This window comes from Microbacterium sp. NPDC086615 (assembly GCF_040686055.1).
GTDB lineage: Bacteria > Actinomycetota > Actinomycetes > Actinomycetales > Microbacteriaceae > Microbacterium.
Genome location: NZ_JBFBJJ010000013.1, coordinates 36616 through 53435, shown reverse-complemented (window position 1 = coordinate 53435; position 16820 = coordinate 36616). Strand labels below are relative to the sequence as shown.

Genomic DNA, 16820 nt, shown 5'->3' with positions numbered 1-16820 from the left:
ACCCGATGACATCCGAGTGGTCAAGTTCTCCTGGAGACGGGCTCTCCTCGGACGTTGGGATGTCATTCACTTGCACTGGCCGGAATCGACCATTCGCGCGTCATCGAAGACGCGCCGGTGGATCAAGTACGCTCTGTTCGCGACCCTGATGCTGAGGATCCGAGCACGACGAAAGCCTTCGGTGTGGACTGTCCATAACGAGTCACCACACGAGCGAGGAACGTCCGCAGAGTCACGGCTTCTGAAATGGTGGGAGTCATCCGCCACCCGACGGGTCTACTTGTATCCCTCCGTGACGCCCGATGCGCCGGAAGCGGTGTTCATCCCCTTCGGCGATTACAGCCAGGTCGCGAACGAGCTAGCCACCGGTCCCGACCTCGCGCGGGATGCGCGTCGCATGCTCTTGTTCGGACTCCTGAGACCCTACAAGGGCATCGAGCAGCTCGTCGACGCATTTACGGCGCTTCACCTCACGGATAAGACGTTCCGCCTTGCCATCATGGGGCGGCCGGTCGATCCCGCATACGGGCGAGAGGTTGAGACGCGGCTCCAATCAACAGGATCCGACGTCGAGTTCCGCGCCGAGCTCCTGGAGTACGAAGAGCTCGTCGCCGAGATTCGTCGGAGCGCATTCGTCGTACTGCCATACCGGCGCATGTACAACTCGGGAGCCGCGCTCCTCGCCCTGAGTTGCGGGACTCCCATCCTCGTGCCCACTTCAGCCACGATGAACGACCTGATGGAGGAGTCTGGCCCCGAGTGGGTGCAGACCTACGACGGCGATCTGACTCCGGAGATCCTGCGCGCAGCATCGCAATCGTTCGAATCGACTGCTTCCCGGCGCGACGGCAGGAACGCCCTGCCCCGCCGATCGTGGTCCGCCGTCGGTGCCGAGTACGGACGGCTCTACCGTCAGATCACTCGCGGTCCATCCGATCAGGAGGACGGAAGCAGCTCAGACCGCACGCGCTGACCGAGCGTTTCGAGGCGGTTACGGGCGCTTGCCACTGCATCGATGAGTTGCTCTCGACGATCGGCAATGACCATCCCGCGCCGGACAATCTCTTTTGTCTCGAGACCCCGATAGTCGAACGAGACATCGTGGATGCCAGCTGCTGCAAAAGTCCGGTCGAGCTTCTCGGAGGAACCGCTGGTCGCCCCGATGGGAAGGGCACCCTCGGTAAGCCCGATCACCAAGGCGTGGAGACGGTCGCTCATGACGAGCTGAGTTCGCGCGTAAACATCGCGAACAACGCGCTCGAAGTCGTCGTGGGGGCCTCCGGACCATGGTGCGATGTATTCCACGTCCATGGCGTGCGCCATCATGGCGGAGCGGGCCTTATCCCGCACGACTTGGTTGATGACGACGGGACGCAAGCCGCGTGCCGTGGCGAGCGTCTTCACTGACTCGAAGAACGCCGGAGTCGGCTCTGGACGGTCGCCGCGCATGGTCACAACGAGCAGATCCCGTGCTCCCGACCTCGCGCCCGACCCATGGAGCGCGAAGGCCCAATCCGGTGTCACTTCACCCACCCCCGCGTAATCGCGGCTCGGCTGATCCCTCCACGTGGCGATCTTGCTCAGACGGGAGACGATGGCGATCTGCCACGGAAAGGGACCATGCGGCTCACGGAAGGCCATCCCTGTCTGAATAGGCACGCCCCCGCGGGCGCGCACAATTGCAGCAGTAGGTATGTCCGCGACGGCAATCTTGGTGCGTCTTCTGTTCAACTGCACCTCGCCCGCATTGGTCACAAAGCCCGCTCTCTGCTGTACCGCCGAGGACAGGGCTGCGCGTTGCCACCGGGCTCGCGAGGCGTACACGCGGTCATCACCGGTAAGGCCAAGACCAGCGGTGTAATCGCTGCCGCCATGCTCGACAAGTACGTGACGCTCGATTCTCGTGTGAATGAACGCGTCCAACATCGCTCGCCGAAGAACCGAATCTCCCAGGTTGTCGGGCTGGCCGTGCGCGGCAATGAATACTCTCAAGACTTATCTCCCTGCGGTCGGCGGTACTCGACGACCACGTGACCTCGCGCCGCATCCAAGACGCCCCAACCCCGCATCCACGTGTTGAGTGACGAACTGTTCAGCGGATTACGCCGCACACGATCAAACATCAATTTGGCGGAGCCTGCGACGATACGAGCGACACCTTCGATCCACGCGCGCGACCGCCGCCCGTCCTCGACGAGGAGCCGACCCCTGACGTTTCCGGTTCGACGAGCGCGCTGCCGAAGCCAGGGGAGGCTCATTCGGCTCAGCGGAACGTCCTCGTACACGATCGCCTCGTCGCACCACACGATGCTCCCGCCCGCGTTATGGATGCGATGGAAGAGGTGCGAGTCGCTGCCGCCACTCTCCGAGAAGCTTTCGTCGAACCAAGGATGCGCCAGCTTATCGATGGAGGCGCGACGCACCAGCACATTATTCGTCGCGGCCTGATCGAAGATGGTTCCCGTTGCGTATCTCGATCGACTGAAGAATCCCCCTTGGTGGACCCACGCCGGTGTCTCGGGTGGAAAAACAGATACGACCGGACCCCACACGGCATCGGCTCCGCTTCGGGCGAGGCAGTCGCGAAGTGTTCGTAGCCAGCGCGCATCGGGGTACTCATCGTCGTCGATGAACGCGACGAGGGGCTCTGTTGAGCCTGCAAGTCCGGCGTTGCGAGCCGCGACGATGCCCGGTTCAGGCTCCCTCAAGTACTCCACGTCAATGTTCGAGTCGGTCGCGGCCTGTTCTCCCGTGCCGGCAGGGTCGTTGTCGACGACGTAGACGCGAAATGGGCCTGCGTCTTCTTGCTTGCTCAGGGCGTCCAGAAGCGTGCGCAACTGGCTGGGTCGCTGGTAGGTTGCGACGCACACTGCGATGGGATCAGGAATGCTCAACGCCCAGCCGATCCAAGAGCGCAACGGCCTTATACCGCCAGGTAGTTCCGGCAGGAATTGTGGTCGTCTCGCGTGGGACGCGCTCACCCCCGGCGATGAGCGCAGCGAAGACCGACTTCTGGGTTTCACGGCCCGCGACACGGACACCCGTCAATCCTCTGTCGTTGGCTCCCAGTACGGGTGTCGTCACCACGGGCAATCCAGCTGCTCGGTATTCGTAAGTCTTGATGACGTCGCCACCGACCTCCCCTGCTCCGACACGATGCGGAACCCAGCCGATGTCGAACGTCTGAAGCAGCGCCGGCACTCGGTCGTAGTGAACATCGCCAAGAAGGCGAATGTTTGCTTGGGATCGCAGTGGCGCCTCATACTCCCTGTCGAGAATCGGCCCCGCGAAAGTGAAAACGACTTGGGGAAATGCTGCGGCAATGCCGAGGACGAGCTCGAGATCTACTCGCTTGCCGATCTTGCCGACATACCCGACTGTTGTCGGTCCTTGAGCAAGGGATGATGTGGGGAAACGCTCGGGATCACACCCGTTCGTGACCAAATGAGCGTCAGATCGACCGAATGCGTGAGCTGTCGCCAAGGTCGCTTCCGAATTAGCTGTCACGATATCGACGCGGTCGAAGAGACGCTGATAGGCGAGCTTCACCTCACTGCGGATCACCTCGAACGCATAGTGGTCAGTCCAGTCATCCAGCATGTCGAACGCTATCCTGCGCCCCGTGTGAGCAACCGTGTCCCATACGTTCGATACGCTCACGAAGGGATTCCAGATGACCGTCGGGGAAGACGTGTCCAGACCATGCGTGGAGTACGAGTCGCGGGAGGTCCACCACCATCGTTGGCGCGGACCCTTCGTTGGTACCCGCCAGCTCCAGCTGTCTACAGCGATCGTGTTCTGAGCCAGAGCACCCGTCCGATGGACCGGACGGAGTGCCTGCGGCTCGGGTCTCGATCGGACAGCCACAGGCCCGCTGCCGTCAAGAAGACGACCGAACCATTCAATGAAGTGTCCGTCCCGTGTTCGATATCCCTCATTAGAGAGCTTGCGCTGCCCATGCATCGGAAAGGTCACAAGGCTTTGTTCCATGGTCACTTCCGCCTCACACGATCGAGTTCGGCTTCATACGCCGCACACACGAGATTCCACGAGTAGTAATCGGCCGCTCTGGCCGTGACGACCGCCGCGAGCCGAGCGCGCTCCTCTGGGTCGTTCATCAGCGAGTTCACGCCGTCAGCGATCTCTTGCGGACGCGGCAGTACAAATTTCCCACCCTGCTCCGAAAGAACCTCCCGGTTGAATACGGTGTCCCTGGCCACCGTTGGGGCACCGCATGCCATTGCCTGCACAAGGGCCGGATTAGTTCCGCCGACACTGTGCCCGTGGAAGTAAACGCCGCAGTGTTGCCAAAGCGAGAGGAGAAGATCGTCGTCGCGTACATGCCCCATCCAGGTCACGTTCGCGTTCTCCTCAGCGAGCGACTTGGCCCGCTGGTCGAACTCGCCTCCGTACCCGGACGAACCCACGATCACGACACGATGCCTTTGCGCAATCAGTGGGACGGAGTCAAAGAACTCGCCGATCGTGTTCTCCGGGACGAACCGGGCGACAATAAGGACGTAGGCTCCGCTTTCCATACCCGCAGGAGACGCGCCGACCTTCGGCACATCACCGCCATAGGGGATGAAAACTCCCGTGCGTTGGAACTCCTTCGCCCAGTAGTCGCCGATTGCGCGGGCATCGAATACGAGAGAATCCGCCCACTTCGCGGTCGCGAGCGCGCCCGTCCGGAAGACGGCCTTGGCTAGACGACCCCATTTCTCACGCTCCCACTCGATCCCATCGACGTTGACGACCGTTGGGATTCCGCGCGCTTTCAGGAGGGGCAGCCAGTAGCCGTTGGCTACGTTCATCACCAAGGCGACGTCCGGTCGACGGCGCATAGAGTCGAGGGCCGAAGTCGCTCCATACGACAATGTGCTCAGCGACTTCGTTTCTACTCCCCGCGTCGTGCGTGCTGTCACTCGAGAGTCCGGGACGAAACCTGAACCCGCAGCAGTTCCCCCAGGCCGCCCGTACACCGTGACGTCCCATCCCTTGTCGGCAAGGTACGGCGCAAGCGAACGAACCGCCGTCTCAAAGCCTCCGTAGAAGCTTGGATACCCGCGCGTTCCGAGGATGGCGACGCTCCGCCGCGACGATGAAGAGCCATTCATTTCCCCGCACTCTCCAACTCAATCCATGCACGTCTCACCGATCTTTCTTCCAAGTACTTCTTCGGCGAGTAGTTAGTGAGAGCCAACGCGAGATAGGCGTACTTCCTCAGTGGGTTCTTCGCTAGGTGATACTTGATCCTGTAATAGGAAAGGCGCAGATGACGCCTGTCCCGCAGGCGCAGGTGTGCTGCGTGCTTCGCCATGTAGACCTTGGTCCCGGCAGCGCGACGTTCAGTGTTCCCCGTCAGCTGACCCGTGCCGTGTTTAACCTGCAGGGCGAGGCGGTCAGGGACGGATACATATGTGTTACCGGCGAGCAAGAACCTGAAGAAGAAGTCAGTGTCGTTCTTCACGGGGATGGCCTCGTCGAATCCACCCACCCGGAGGAATGCGTCGCGAGTAACAACCATATTGCTGCCTGTCGTCCCTAGGCTCACGGCAACGACGTCTTGTGCAGTCTTGCCGGACTCCAATCGCGGAGCCGCGACGCGCACGTCGCCCTTGACCATCCACCGGGCGACGACGGTCATGTCAGTGGCCGCGGCCGACCCAGCATCGATCGCCACCCGTAGGTATTCAGGCTCCCATGAATCGTCATCGTCCAGGAAAGCGAGGACGTCGCCTTGCGCGACCTTCGCACCGCCGTTCCGCGACGCCGAGGCCCCTCCCAGAGTCTCGGGGTCGTAGATGTACCGCAATGGAACTGCGGTCGACGCAGCCAACTCCGTGACCATTGCTTCCGTTGCGGCATCCTCAACGTCGCTGCAGACGATGATCTCCAGCGGAGCCCTAGTTTGCGCCAGAACCGAACCGACGGAGGCGCGCAAGAAGTGGGCGCGCTGATGAGTGGGAATGACCACCGAGACCCGCGAGGCGTCCCGGATTGGGTCGGAAGCAGCCACCGACGCTGTCTCACCCTCGCTGCGCAACGGCGCAAGCCCGTCGAAGTTCTTGGCTGATAGAGCGTTGACGGTGGGCAGCCGGTCCGCGATTCGGCTTCTCATCGACTCCAGGAGACGCGAGTTAGCGACACGCTCCGCAATCACCTCGCCGAGTCCACGCTCAGCGGAAACGGCAATCTCATCGCATCCGAACAGCTGCCCTAGGCCCTCGACTTTTCCCTGGGTCGAAATAACGAAGGCGGGAACTCCGAGCGAAAGAGCCATGATACCCAAGTGCATGCGCCCGGTAATCACCACGTCTGTCAGGGAGAGCAGCGCTCGGATCTGCGCAGGCCTCAGCAACTCTTGAACGACGTACCAGGCCTCACCGGGGCTGGCGTCGACGACCGCCTGCACCGCCGCCTTGTCTCCTCCCGCTCCCCTGTGCACGTGAGGCAGCAGTACGGGGAGATAGCCCTGGTCGCGAAGCGCGGCGAGAACACGGCTGTATTCGGAGGGCTGGTCGAGCCGCTTCGAAACCAACGCGCTCGCGTTCACGAGGGCGATTCGCCCGCCCGCCGCGCGGGCCTGGTTCAACCGGGCGAAGACGTCGGTATCCGGGTCTTGCTCGTGAAGCGAGAAGACCGTGTCGCTCGCCCCAACGGTGGGCCCGATAGACGCCTTCGCCATGCGGGCTCGGCTGAGCGGGTCACGCACGTAGAGCTGGACTCCAGCTCTAGCGGCCGTCGCCGCCGCGTAGGACACGGCTCGCGGAGCCTTGCCGTTCCAGCTGAAACCCAGGATTCGGCTTTCCACCCCTCCGCGCTGAGCTGCGACAGCAAGCCTCCACCGAAAGAGACTCGCGTCGGCGTTGTAGCCGCCATCCATGATGTCCGCGCCGGTAACAGAAAGCGTCTGGGCACCACGGAGCACCCGCGCGATACGGAAGAAGGCAGGGATGAAGGTCAGTGGGTTGCGCGACATCAGGCCAGCAATCACGACGCCTTCCCGGGCGCCGTTCCCATATTGCGGAACCACGACGGCATCTGGCTTCATGAGGATCATGTGCACGTCGCCGACGACCTGCTCGCAGAAAGCATCGGCCATAGCCTGGTCACCGATGTTGCCTCCACCAGGAGCTGCGAACAGGACGTGGTATCGACCACGCCGTCGGCCAGCCAACGCGCTCCGCACGGAGAGACTAAGCGCGGCCCCTCTGACACCTTCCAACACAGACAAAGTAAATTTTCTCGGGTTCACCATCGCCTCGAAGCCCCCATCTCAGTCAACGACGCACGACACGGCACACGACGCGATCTCCACCATTCTATGAGGAAGCCCAGAACCTCCAACTTCGGGGACGTGTAGACCCGTAAATCAGCGTCCGGCCTCATCGCTCGGCGTGCGAGAACCGTCGAGTGATTTACGATCGAGCTGGACACACGTGCGATTTCTACGAGCCGGAAGGACGAACGTGCCAACTCTCCTTCTGGGTTTGATCGCCGTCGCCGTATTTATCGTGATGCTCGGAACGCTCAGATGGTGGTCGACCGCGCTGATCGCAGTCATCATCGCGACGACGCTCGTTCCGCGACCCATCGGCTTTGAGATCGCTGGAGTCCCCCTGCAGACATACGACGTCGTCATCGTCGGAGTCTTCGTGATCGGGTTCGTCGTCAGCCGTCGCCCGAACTTCGCGCTCTTCCTCCCGTTCCTCGTTCTGCTGGTCCTAGGTGCGATCTTTGAGTGGGAGCCCGACCCGCAACTATCAACCAACGTGCTGTACCTCCTGGTGGGCGTCGCCGCGTGGGCCGTGGGCACCTACTTCGCTAAGCACTACGTTCCTGGAAGTCGGCACGAAACCGTACTGATCGTGTCTCTGACCGTCCTCATCCTCTTTCAGGCGGTAGTCACCGTGCTTCAGGCCAGCGGAGTTCCCATCTTCGCGCTCCAGGGCCGCACTGCCGAGCTTGAAGGCGGCCGCGCGAGCGGGACCTTCAGTCATCCTGGAACCGTCGGCAAGGTCATGATCCTTTTCATGGCTATCCTGCTCCCGCTAACGGGATCGGCGACGGCCCGCACTCGCCGGCTCGCCTACTTTGCGGTCCTCGTGGCTCTGGTACCCGTTGGCTTGTCGGAAAGCCGGGCGAACTTCGTGGGTTATCTCCTCGCGCTCCTCGTGTGGTTCATCATCATGCCTGCGAGGTCAGCAAAGGCTTCTCGATTCGTCGTGCCGGCTGTCGTGCTCGCGGGAGCCCTGATCTTCTCTGGCACCATCATCGACCGCTTCACAGGTGACCCCGAGGGAGGTGCACGTCAACACTTCGTCGAGGTCGCTCTCGAGGCCATCTCCAAGAACCCCTGGTTGGGCGTGGGCCCAGGAAACTACATACCGGTCGTTGGGCAGACTGACAACTTGACCGCCCAAGGATGGCGGGTTCACAACGTGTTCCTCCTCGAGATCACGGAACTCGGGATCCCGACCGCACTGTTCTTCTTCCTGCCTGCCGTGGTTCTCATCATTCTGAGCATTCGTCTGATGCGTCGAGTGGATGACACCGGAGCCTGGGCGCGAGGCGCCATCGCGGCAGCCGCAGGAACCCTCGTGACCGCGGTGACCGGCTGGGGCCTAATGAACGGGTCGATCTTCATGATCTGGTTCCTCTGCATGGGGTTCAGCTTTGGGATGCTGGGGCGGCGGGGCTCGCCAAAGTTTGGGCCCACAGCAGCCACGGCTCGCGCCAAACGAAGTACCCGCACTCGTCAAGCACGAGTGACCGCGGCATGATGCTCATCGCAGGAATGAAGCGCGCCGGATGACTTCGCTTGCAGGAGCCGCTGCTCGGGGCGCTGCGCACACACTGTTGGCTCAGTTCCTGAGATTCGCCATTCAATTCGGCGCGTTGATGATTCTCGCCAGGCTGTTGACGCCCGCAGATTACGGCACCGTGGCTCTGGTCACGGCTATCACGGGATTGGCGCTTCTCCTCGCCGATTTCGGCCTTTCCTCGGCCGCGATCCAGGCGCGCGAGATCACGCACCATCAAAAGTCCAATCTGTTCTGGCTGAACACGGTAGTCGGCGTTCTCGTATCTATCGTCGTCTTCTTCGCCGCTTACCCCATCTCCTGGTTTTACGGCCGGCCCGAGCTCGTACAGGTCGCTCAAGCGCTCTCTGTGGTCTTTCTCCTCTACGCTGTTACCGCGCAGTTTCGAGCAGAAGCGTCGAAGGCGCTCCGTTTCAAGGCGATGGCAATTGCCGATGTCTCAGCTCAGCTACTGTCGTTTGCGGCGGCCATCGTCGCAGCAATTTTCGGTGCCACATACTGGGCACTCGTCCTCCAGCAGGTTCTGTCTGCGTTCCTTCTTTTGATTTTCCTTTGGGTCGCGTCTCGATGGACGCCGACCTGGCCATCACGCAAAGCCAGTATTCGCTCTTTCATCAGTTTTGGCGTAAACAACCTAGGCGTACAGCTCGTCACATACGCGAGCAACAACATCGACTCAGTACTGATCGGGCGATTCTGGGGCGTTGAGCAATTAGGTCTGTACAGCCGCGCGTACCAGCTCTACAGATTGCCGCTACAGCAGTTGGCGGCGCCGATGACGCGGGTGGCCTTTCCTGTACTCTCCAAGATCGAGGACGACGCTACTTTCCAGCGATATGTGCGACAAGCGCAGCTGTTGCAGACTTATGTCATAGGCGGCGTGTTCTTCGCAGCTACAGCCCTGTGCTCCCCGCTCGTGGAAATCGTCCTGGGACCTGAGTGGGATGAGACAAAAAGCCTCTTCGCTATCTTGGCCATTGGCGGTGTCTTCCAGACGCTGGGTTACGTGTACTACTGGGTCTTCCTGTCGAAGGCACTCACTGGAATGCAACTGCGATACACCCTCCTGTCTCGTAGTCTCATGATCGCTCTCATGTTCGCAGGCGTCCCGTGGGGCGCCATAGGGGTCGCGATCGGCATGACGATCGGGCTGTTGCTGAACTGGGCCATCTTGACCTTCCGCGCGATGCCAAGAGCTGGGCTTGCCCCCCGCCCGATGGTCGTGGCTGCCGCCCGACCGGTCGCTCTTTATACGGTGATGCTGTTGATTACTGCGCCCGTCATCTGGTTGACGTGGGATCTCGCCCCCTGGTGGCAGGTCCTCGCCATTCTGCCCACGATGAGCGCAGTGCTGCTCGTCGCCTACCTCACCGTTCCCGCCATCCGCGTCGACGTTGCGGATGTCCTACGTATGGCCAAGCGGGGTCGACGGTGACGAAGCCGCCGCCCCAAGACGCCGGCCCAATTCCGGCGGGAATGACATCGCACAGCCGCCGCGAACTTCTTGCCGGCGGGCTCGTCGCCGCAAGTGGCGCAGTCATCCTAGATCGAGCCCTACGGACCACTCTGCAGCCTCGACCGTCAACGGGACCCAGCTCGTCATCGACCTCCAGCGCCTCGGTGTACATATCCTCGGACACCTATCCGGGGATAGACCCGACCGGGAGGAACGAATCCGGCCGTGCACTGTCAGACGCACTGCGGACCGTCCCTTCCGGGTGGGAAGCCATCATCGCTCCCGGCACCTATCAATTGAGCAGTCCCATCGCGGCCTCTTCTGACGTGCTGCGGCTGTCTGGTTACGGTGTGACACTGGTGCAGGTCGGCGCCGCGCCCGTCATTTCAGTAAAGGCGGAGTGGGGGACGCCATTCACGGTAAAGTCTCTAACGTCAGTTAGGACGGGTGACAGCGCGGCTGGGTCGACCACAAAGATCACGATCGATGGCAGTGTTGGCTGGCGCGCCGGAACGCTCATCAAGGTGTTCTCCAACGATCCCATCCCCGGAGCGCGATCAGCGTCGGGCGATCGCGTCGCACGAAGTGGTGAATACGCGATCGTTGCCTCCAGCAGCGACGGCGAGGTGCTGACGATGGCGCCCCTTCGTCAAAAGCATTCGGACAACACGCGCGTCGTCGAAGTCAGTCGTCGGACCGCCGACATTCGCGGATTCACTGTAGAGGGACGATCTCCCACTGCGAAGGTCGTTGGCGCACCACTGATCTATCTGGCTGGACTACTCGCCCCGTGGGTGGATGACATCCGGTGCATCAGTGCGCACGGTCCGGTCATCCACATGAAAAGTTGCTACTCCTTCACCGTTTCGCGACTCGATGTCGCGTTCGCGGAGGACGACGCGCCCCGACTCCTCGGCTATGGCGTGCTAGATAACTGCAGTGCGTTCGGCACGGTGCAGAACAGCACCGTGCGACATGCACGGCACGCATACACGGACGACGCGCCACCAATCTCCGCCAGCAGCACCGATCCTCATGGATATGGAAGCTCCTACGGAAACAAGGTCGTCGCTTGCAGCGCCGTCTCGCCTTCGCGATCGGGATTCGACACGCACCACCCGAGCGAGGGAACGTCATTTCTGGGGTGTTCAGTCAGTGCCGCCGCGGATGACGTCGCCGCGTTCTCTCTTCGTGGGAGAAACCACCGCGTGATCGGTTGCTCGGCAGAGGATGTGGGCACCGGCGTTCGAGCCTTCACCGAAGCGACGCGTGGAGGCGAATCCTTCGGCCACATCGTGCAGTCCTTCAGCGCGCGCACGATACGTGGGGCCGCCGTAGCCGCCGATATCAACCCGACGGGCCACCCTAGTGCGGGAAAGTTGGAGTCGCGCCCTGTGCTGACGATCACGGGGGTAACCGTCGACGGTGTTGTGAACGCAATCCGAGCGAGGAACGCATCCGTCTTCGTTCGCGATGCGTCGATTTCCGTGACGGCGGATCAAGAAGGATCGAGCTTTGTTCAGAACGAAGGCTCCGATTTGTACATCGACGACTCGTCGTTCCGCGCTGACGTGACCGCGAAGTGGTCACCGATCGCCTCGACCGCAGTGGAAGGTCGAAGCGTGAGACTCTCACTACGCAATGTGGCCTTTCAGATGAGCCCCTCATCAATGGCCCAGGCTGACACGATCTTCACCGGCGCGGCGCCGAGGGCGGACCTCCGCGCTGTGACGTTCTCAGACCTTCCCCCGAACGGTATAGGCGCGGTCGAAGAAGGAAGTTCGTTGCAGTGGGAGACTCAGTCATCCGACCCCAGGACCCCATCGCTGTCCTCCGCGGCCCACAAGTTCAGTGGCGACCTCGCGAGTCAAATGCCTGAAGTATGGAAGTCGGCTGACGCACACGTCGTCGTTGAGCTCAGCGCGGACAGCGACCGCGCTTCCTCGGTGCCACTGCAGGCGGCGCAACGACAGTTCCAGTTGTTGACCCTTATTTGCGCACCTGAGAGCGTCGCCCTTCAGCTGGTGGGCTCTCCGACGGCACCGTTGAATACGCAGAGCGAGACAGCCCGATCGATTCAGCCCGGACAAGCCGTGACACTTGTGTGGTCCAGCCGCGGTTGGACCACAACGGCGTAAGCCGCATGTAACAAATTGCTCAGTGATCCATGATCACTGTCGAGACCTCGCGCCGAGGCGACCGCGCACGTCTGTGGCCACCGCGACCGTACCCGATAGCCACCATCATGATGATTAACTCCGAGTCCTCCGCATTCAGGTGGCGTCTCAGCGCCTCTGCCTTTGGCGTGGGCACACTCATGTTCAGCATGCAGGAGTCCAGGCCGAGTGCGTGCAGAGCCCACACGAAGGACATCGCGAAGATGCCACCATCGATCCATCCCTGATTGCGCTCTTTCGCGCCTGCGAAGGCGCGCGCGTCAACGCTTATGACAGCCACCGCAGGAACGATGTCTCGAAAGCCTGCGCTCCCGTTCTGGAACGTCAGCGTCTGCCTCGCCTCTTCCCCGTGACGGAAGTAGATGCGCCAGCTCTGGCGATTGCAAACGGATGGTGAGTTCAACGCGAGTGCTACCGCGCGCTCGAGGACGTCCGGCTCGACCGCACGGGTGGAAAAATCGCGCACACTGTGACGAGTTCCGAAGAACGAGGCGGGGTCAGGAAGAGCAGGGTCACTGGCGAGCTGTCGCACGGGGCTGATTTCTTCGGCGACACCGCCTCCGGTATTCCACTCTTGGAGTGCGGCAAGCGCACTCTGAGCGTGCTGGACGTATGGCGCGGTCGGATCGGCCATCGGCAGGAGCCGCTCGAGGCGCTTCTGCACTTCGAGACCAAACGGCCGGCGTGGCTCCTTCAGAGCCAACCCCTTCTCGATGCGGTGGTAGTCCTTCGTTATCTGCGCCTCAAGATTCATTCCTGAAAGCGAGAGACCGATCGCCCTGTCATCGGGGAGCATGGACGCGGCATATCGCCGCCGATCAGCAGCGAACTCCCGGCGGACATCCTGGTGAACTTTGACACGTTTGATGAACCGTCGGAGCGCGCGCGGCGCCAATTTATTCAATGAAGGCATGACTTCCTCACGAAATGACGACCGGCTTCCGGATCAGCCGTCAGAGATGCGACAGCCAAGGACCCTCACAACAATACGCGTTAGCGCACCGCATGGCTCACGCTCAGCTCGCTCTATTCAGCAAACCCGGCGAGGAAGGGGTCGCACGACGCGTCGATCGTCACGGGAGTGTCGTTCGCCGTCGGCGTGTGACGCAGGTCGAGGGGACCCAGCGGTCCCGCCGGCAACTGCACCGTGTACGAGATCGTCCGGTTTTCGTTCTGACCAAGGGTGACCATCCGGCTCTCGCCCGTGTTGTTGTCTTCGACGCCGCTGCGTGAGAGCGACGGGATGTCGCCATCTCCCGGGTCCATCGCGGTGATCGTCGCCCCCGGAGGGGCGAAGAAGAGCGCGTTGAGCATCATCGTGGTCTTCGGCAGACCGTAGTCACTGTTCCGGAACCCGAGGGTGTAGGCGTTGGTGATGTCATCGGTGATGCCGTTGTGCATGTTCATCGAGACGTTCACCGTGCGATCGGCCGCGTTGCACGTGGCAGAGACATCGGTGGTCAGGTGGTACTCGAGCTTCCCGATCGAGAAGTCGTTCAAGTAGATCCCGAGCTGCGTCGAGGTCGTGTTGTCGGGACGCAGTCCCCCATCGAGCCCCACCTCCGTCACGAGCGCCTGGGCCTGCTCATCCGTGAACCAGAGATTGATGCGTTGTTCCTGCGCGCTCCGCGTCAACTGATCGAACATCGCGATGGGGTTCCACTGGCCTCCCGCGAGGCGCGAGAAAACGGTGGACGACACCATCGCGAAGAACTCGTCGGACGAACGCCCGTTGTCACCGGCATCGCCGAAGCGCTGATAGGCGTCACTCAGCAGGAGTTTGACGGCGTTCTCGGAGGTGATCTGCTCGCCCGTCGGCAGATCGACCGGCCCGAGCACCTCGAGCATGTGCGCGAGTACGACCGGATCGATCGACATCACGCCGTCGAACTGCGAACCGTCGGTTCGCTTCCACAACGACTCGAACAGTCGCGCCGTCGTCGGGAAGTCGGGGGTGAAAGTGTAGTCCTGCGAGTAACGCGTGAACGTGTCGGGGTAGAGGGACAGCGTGCTCTCCGGAAGGTCCAGCACGGAGCGCCCGGCCTGTCCCGCCGCGTAGAAGGCCATCGAATCGGACTGCTCTTTGAGCTCGATTCGTCCGTTGTCGACGACCATGACGCTGGAGGCAGCCGGGTTGCCACCGGTCGCGCGAATCTCGGCGTTGTTCTGGAACACGACGAGGTACGTCTTCGGGCCGTCCCCGCCCGCTGCGGCGAGCAAAGACGGGAGGTACTTCTGGACCAGGGTGAGCGAGGGAGCCGCCTGGTCGACGATCTGCGCCACCTGGTCGAGCGGCTCGGTGACGATCGGGAGCAGGTTCGTCCGGTCGATACCGTCAGTGACCGCCTTCGCATCCGTGAAGGCGCTCGTGATCTCCGGAAGAGCGCCCTCCGCCTGCCGGAACGGCTCGAGATTGATACCCCCACCCTCGACGGCGAGAGAAGAGAAGTCGGATGCCGACAACAGGGCGACCGTTGGCGGCAGGGCGCGGCCGGTGAGGTCGCGCGTCATCGCCGTGAGCTCCTGGACCGCCTGGGTGTTGTCCTTCACGAAAGGGATCGACGACGCCAGGTCCCACAGGGGGCCCGAGGATCCGGCATCCGCGCGTTCCGTCATCTGGAGCACTTCACCGGAGACCTGGTTCAGCCCGTTGATGTCTCGGTTGGCAACGATCTGCGGAACGAAGGACAGCTTGGTCTGCGCTCCGAGGAGGTCGGTGCGCACGACGCCCGCCTGCTGCATGAACGCCAGGGCGACGACGCCGACCGCACACAAAGCGAAGCCAAGGACACCCAAGGTCCACCCGAAAATCGCCCCGGCGACCCTGCCTCGATCGCGCGAGATCGGCTCCGGTGATTCACGACGTTGGCCGCGACGCGTCTGATGCTCGGGCACCGCCGTCATGCGGTGCCACCTTCGATTGGAGCGGTCGGGTCGGGGTTCGGGATCGACGGTTCCGTCGGTTCGGGCTCGGGATCCGGCGTCGGTTCCGGTTGGGTGGGCTCCGGCGACGGCTCGGGGTCCGGCGAGGGAGCGGGCTGAGAAGGCTCCGGCGAGGGGGCGCCTGGTTCGGAAGAGTCCGAACCGCCGCCGCTGTCGGTGCCGCCGTTCGGATTGCTCGGCCGGTTCGGCGTGGCCTCCCGCTCCGCCTCCTCAAGGGCGACGACACGCGCATTCTCGGCGCGCAGCGCGTCCACCGCCGCGGCGTACGCCGGCATGTCGGAGAGGCCGTCACCGCCAGAGCGCTGAGCGGTCACGATGCGTGCCGCGGCGTCAGTCACCGCAGATCGGAAGCTGGACCCTGCCGAATCGTTCTCAGCAACGAGCTTCTCTGCCTCCGCCTGGATTGCCGTCCCGACCGAGGCGAGCGCCGACCTGTACTCGTCAAGTGCCGAAACGACGGTTGAACGCGCGTCACGAGCTTTGGCAACTAATGGTGGGAGTGTCTCACGCGCGAGGCGGACATCGTCGATCGCCTTGCCGACCTGGTCGAAGGACTGCTCGTCAATCTGATCCCGTGCGTATACCGGGACAGCGACCGGCGCCGTCGGGGTCGCCTTCTGGAGCAGAGCAAGACGAGCGCTTTCCGCAGAAGCCAAAGCCGCCGCGTCAACGCGTCCCTGAAGCCCAGCGAGAACGGGAGCGCTGGTCTCGGCCAACGATGCAGCGTCCGCAATAGAGCCCGCGTAAAGGTCGACTGCGGTCTGCAGCACCTTCGTTTCGTTGGCCAGTTCCGCTTCCCGCTCGCGCAAACTGATCATGGCTGCATCCGCGGGGTTGGCGGTTGCGCGCTGGACGACGGCGAACGACGCGGTTCCGACGAGCGCGATGACAGCTAGCGCCGCCACCGCCACGCTCATGTAGTTGACGGCGCCCGCTTTCCTGCGGCCACCAAACAATGGTCTCCGACCGGCCTGCGCGAGGTCGGGCGCCCGCCACCCCTCGTCCGCACCTCGCAGGTCTGCGCTGGACTCAATCAATTTCGACAGATCCAGTCGTGCTCCTGCCCGGCCCGACGTCTCCCGCGCCCCAACAAGCGCGGTCAAGTCGGCGGTGGTTGCCGTTTCCGAAGCACGAGGCGGCCCCACGAGATCCGAGAGATCGGGAACAGCGGAGGAAGAAGCCGTCGACGACGCGCCAACCAATTCTCGAATGGTTCGTGTAGAACCTGACGGCACGTTTTGCGTCGTCACGCCTACCAACGCCTTCAATGAGGCCGAGTCGGGTGACGGAACACTTTTGCTCGACTCCGCCCCATCGCGTTCCACAGTCGACCAGAGCAAGGTTCGCAGGTCGTTCATGGGGTCTCCTGGGCGCCATCTCCAGCGCCGTTCGTCGAATGTCGTAGGGTAGTCGAGGGGG

At 62.5% G+C, this 16820-nt stretch carries 12 protein-coding genes; 4 read left to right on the top strand and 8 right to left on the bottom strand.

Going from position 1 to position 16820, the window contains the following annotated elements:
• Positions 1-292: 292 nt before the first annotated feature.
• Entirely contained in the window at positions 293-973 is a 681-nt protein-coding gene (locus AB0O24_RS13535) for a glycosyltransferase (RefSeq protein WP_363375576.1), read from the top strand.
• On the opposite strand, the gene AB0O24_RS13530 is transcribed toward AB0O24_RS13535, so the two are convergent.
• The 5 genes from AB0O24_RS13530 to AB0O24_RS13510 all read right to left on the bottom strand — a co-directional run bounded on the left by AB0O24_RS13530 (position 937) and on the right by AB0O24_RS13510 (position 7105).
• Positions 937-1992, bottom strand: a complete 1056-nt coding sequence (locus AB0O24_RS13530; RefSeq protein ID WP_363375573.1) for a hypothetical protein — start codon at positions 1990-1992, stop codon at positions 937-939. The two genes, AB0O24_RS13535 and AB0O24_RS13530, sit on opposite strands and share 37 nt — an antisense overlap.
• Complete coding sequence (locus tag AB0O24_RS13525; RefSeq protein ID WP_363375570.1) at positions 1989-2894, bottom strand: glycosyltransferase family 2 protein; 906 nt, start codon at positions 2892-2894, stop codon at positions 1989-1991. Before AB0O24_RS13525 ends, AB0O24_RS13530 begins: the two co-directional genes overlap by 4 nt.
• A complete protein-coding gene (locus AB0O24_RS13520; RefSeq protein WP_363375568.1) occupies positions 2881-3660 on the bottom strand; it encodes a glycosyltransferase in 780 nt (259 codons plus the stop codon). The genes AB0O24_RS13525 and AB0O24_RS13520 overlap by 14 nt, the downstream gene beginning before the upstream one ends.
• Positions 3661-3992: 332 nt before the next feature.
• Positions 3993-5117, bottom strand: a complete 1125-nt coding sequence (locus AB0O24_RS13515) for a glycosyltransferase (RefSeq protein WP_363375565.1) — start codon at positions 5115-5117, stop codon at positions 3993-3995.
• The gene (locus tag AB0O24_RS13510) at positions 5114-7105 is read right to left on the bottom strand and encodes a glycosyltransferase (protein WP_363375563.1); all 1992 of its coding nucleotides are present in this window, start codon (positions 7103-7105) and stop codon (positions 5114-5116) included. The genes AB0O24_RS13515 and AB0O24_RS13510 overlap by 4 nt, the downstream gene beginning before the upstream one ends.
• Positions 7106-7472: 367 nt before the next feature.
• On the opposite strand from AB0O24_RS13510, the gene AB0O24_RS13505 reads away from it, so the two are divergent.
• The 3 genes from AB0O24_RS13505 to AB0O24_RS13495 all read left to right on the top strand — a co-directional run bounded on the left by AB0O24_RS13505 (position 7473) and on the right by AB0O24_RS13495 (position 12419).
• Entirely contained in the window at positions 7473-8786 is a 1314-nt protein-coding gene (locus AB0O24_RS13505; protein ID WP_363375561.1) for an O-antigen ligase family protein, read from the top strand.
• 28 nt (positions 8787-8814) lie between these two features.
• Positions 8815-10260 (top strand): lipopolysaccharide biosynthesis protein, encoded by a 1446-nt coding sequence (locus tag AB0O24_RS13500; RefSeq protein WP_363375558.1) that lies wholly within the window; start codon positions 8815-8817, stop codon positions 10258-10260.
• Positions 10261-10631: 371 nt separating this feature from the next.
• Positions 10632-12419: a hypothetical protein gene (locus AB0O24_RS13495; RefSeq protein WP_363375556.1), complete on the top strand. Its 1788-nt coding sequence runs from the start codon at positions 10632-10634 to the stop codon at positions 12417-12419.
• Positions 12420-12438: 19 nt separating this feature from the next.
• On the opposite strand, the gene AB0O24_RS13490 is transcribed toward AB0O24_RS13495, so the two are convergent.
• The 3 genes from AB0O24_RS13490 to AB0O24_RS13480 form a co-directional block, all read right to left on the bottom strand.
• Positions 12439-13371 carry a nitroreductase family protein gene (locus AB0O24_RS13490; protein WP_363375553.1) on the bottom strand — a complete coding sequence of 311 codons (933 nt, stop codon included), beginning with the start codon at positions 13369-13371 and terminating at the stop codon, positions 12439-12441.
• A 113-nt stretch (positions 13372-13484) separates the two neighbouring features.
• Positions 13485-15362 (bottom strand): DUF4012 domain-containing protein, encoded by a 1878-nt coding sequence (locus tag AB0O24_RS13485; protein ID WP_363375550.1) that lies wholly within the window; start codon positions 15360-15362, stop codon positions 13485-13487.
• On the bottom strand, positions 15359-16759 hold the full coding sequence (locus tag AB0O24_RS13480; RefSeq protein WP_363375548.1) for a hypothetical protein: 1401 nt from the start codon (positions 16757-16759) through the stop codon (positions 15359-15361). The genes AB0O24_RS13485 and AB0O24_RS13480 overlap by 4 nt, the downstream gene beginning before the upstream one ends.
• Positions 16760-16820 lie beyond the last annotated feature (61 nt).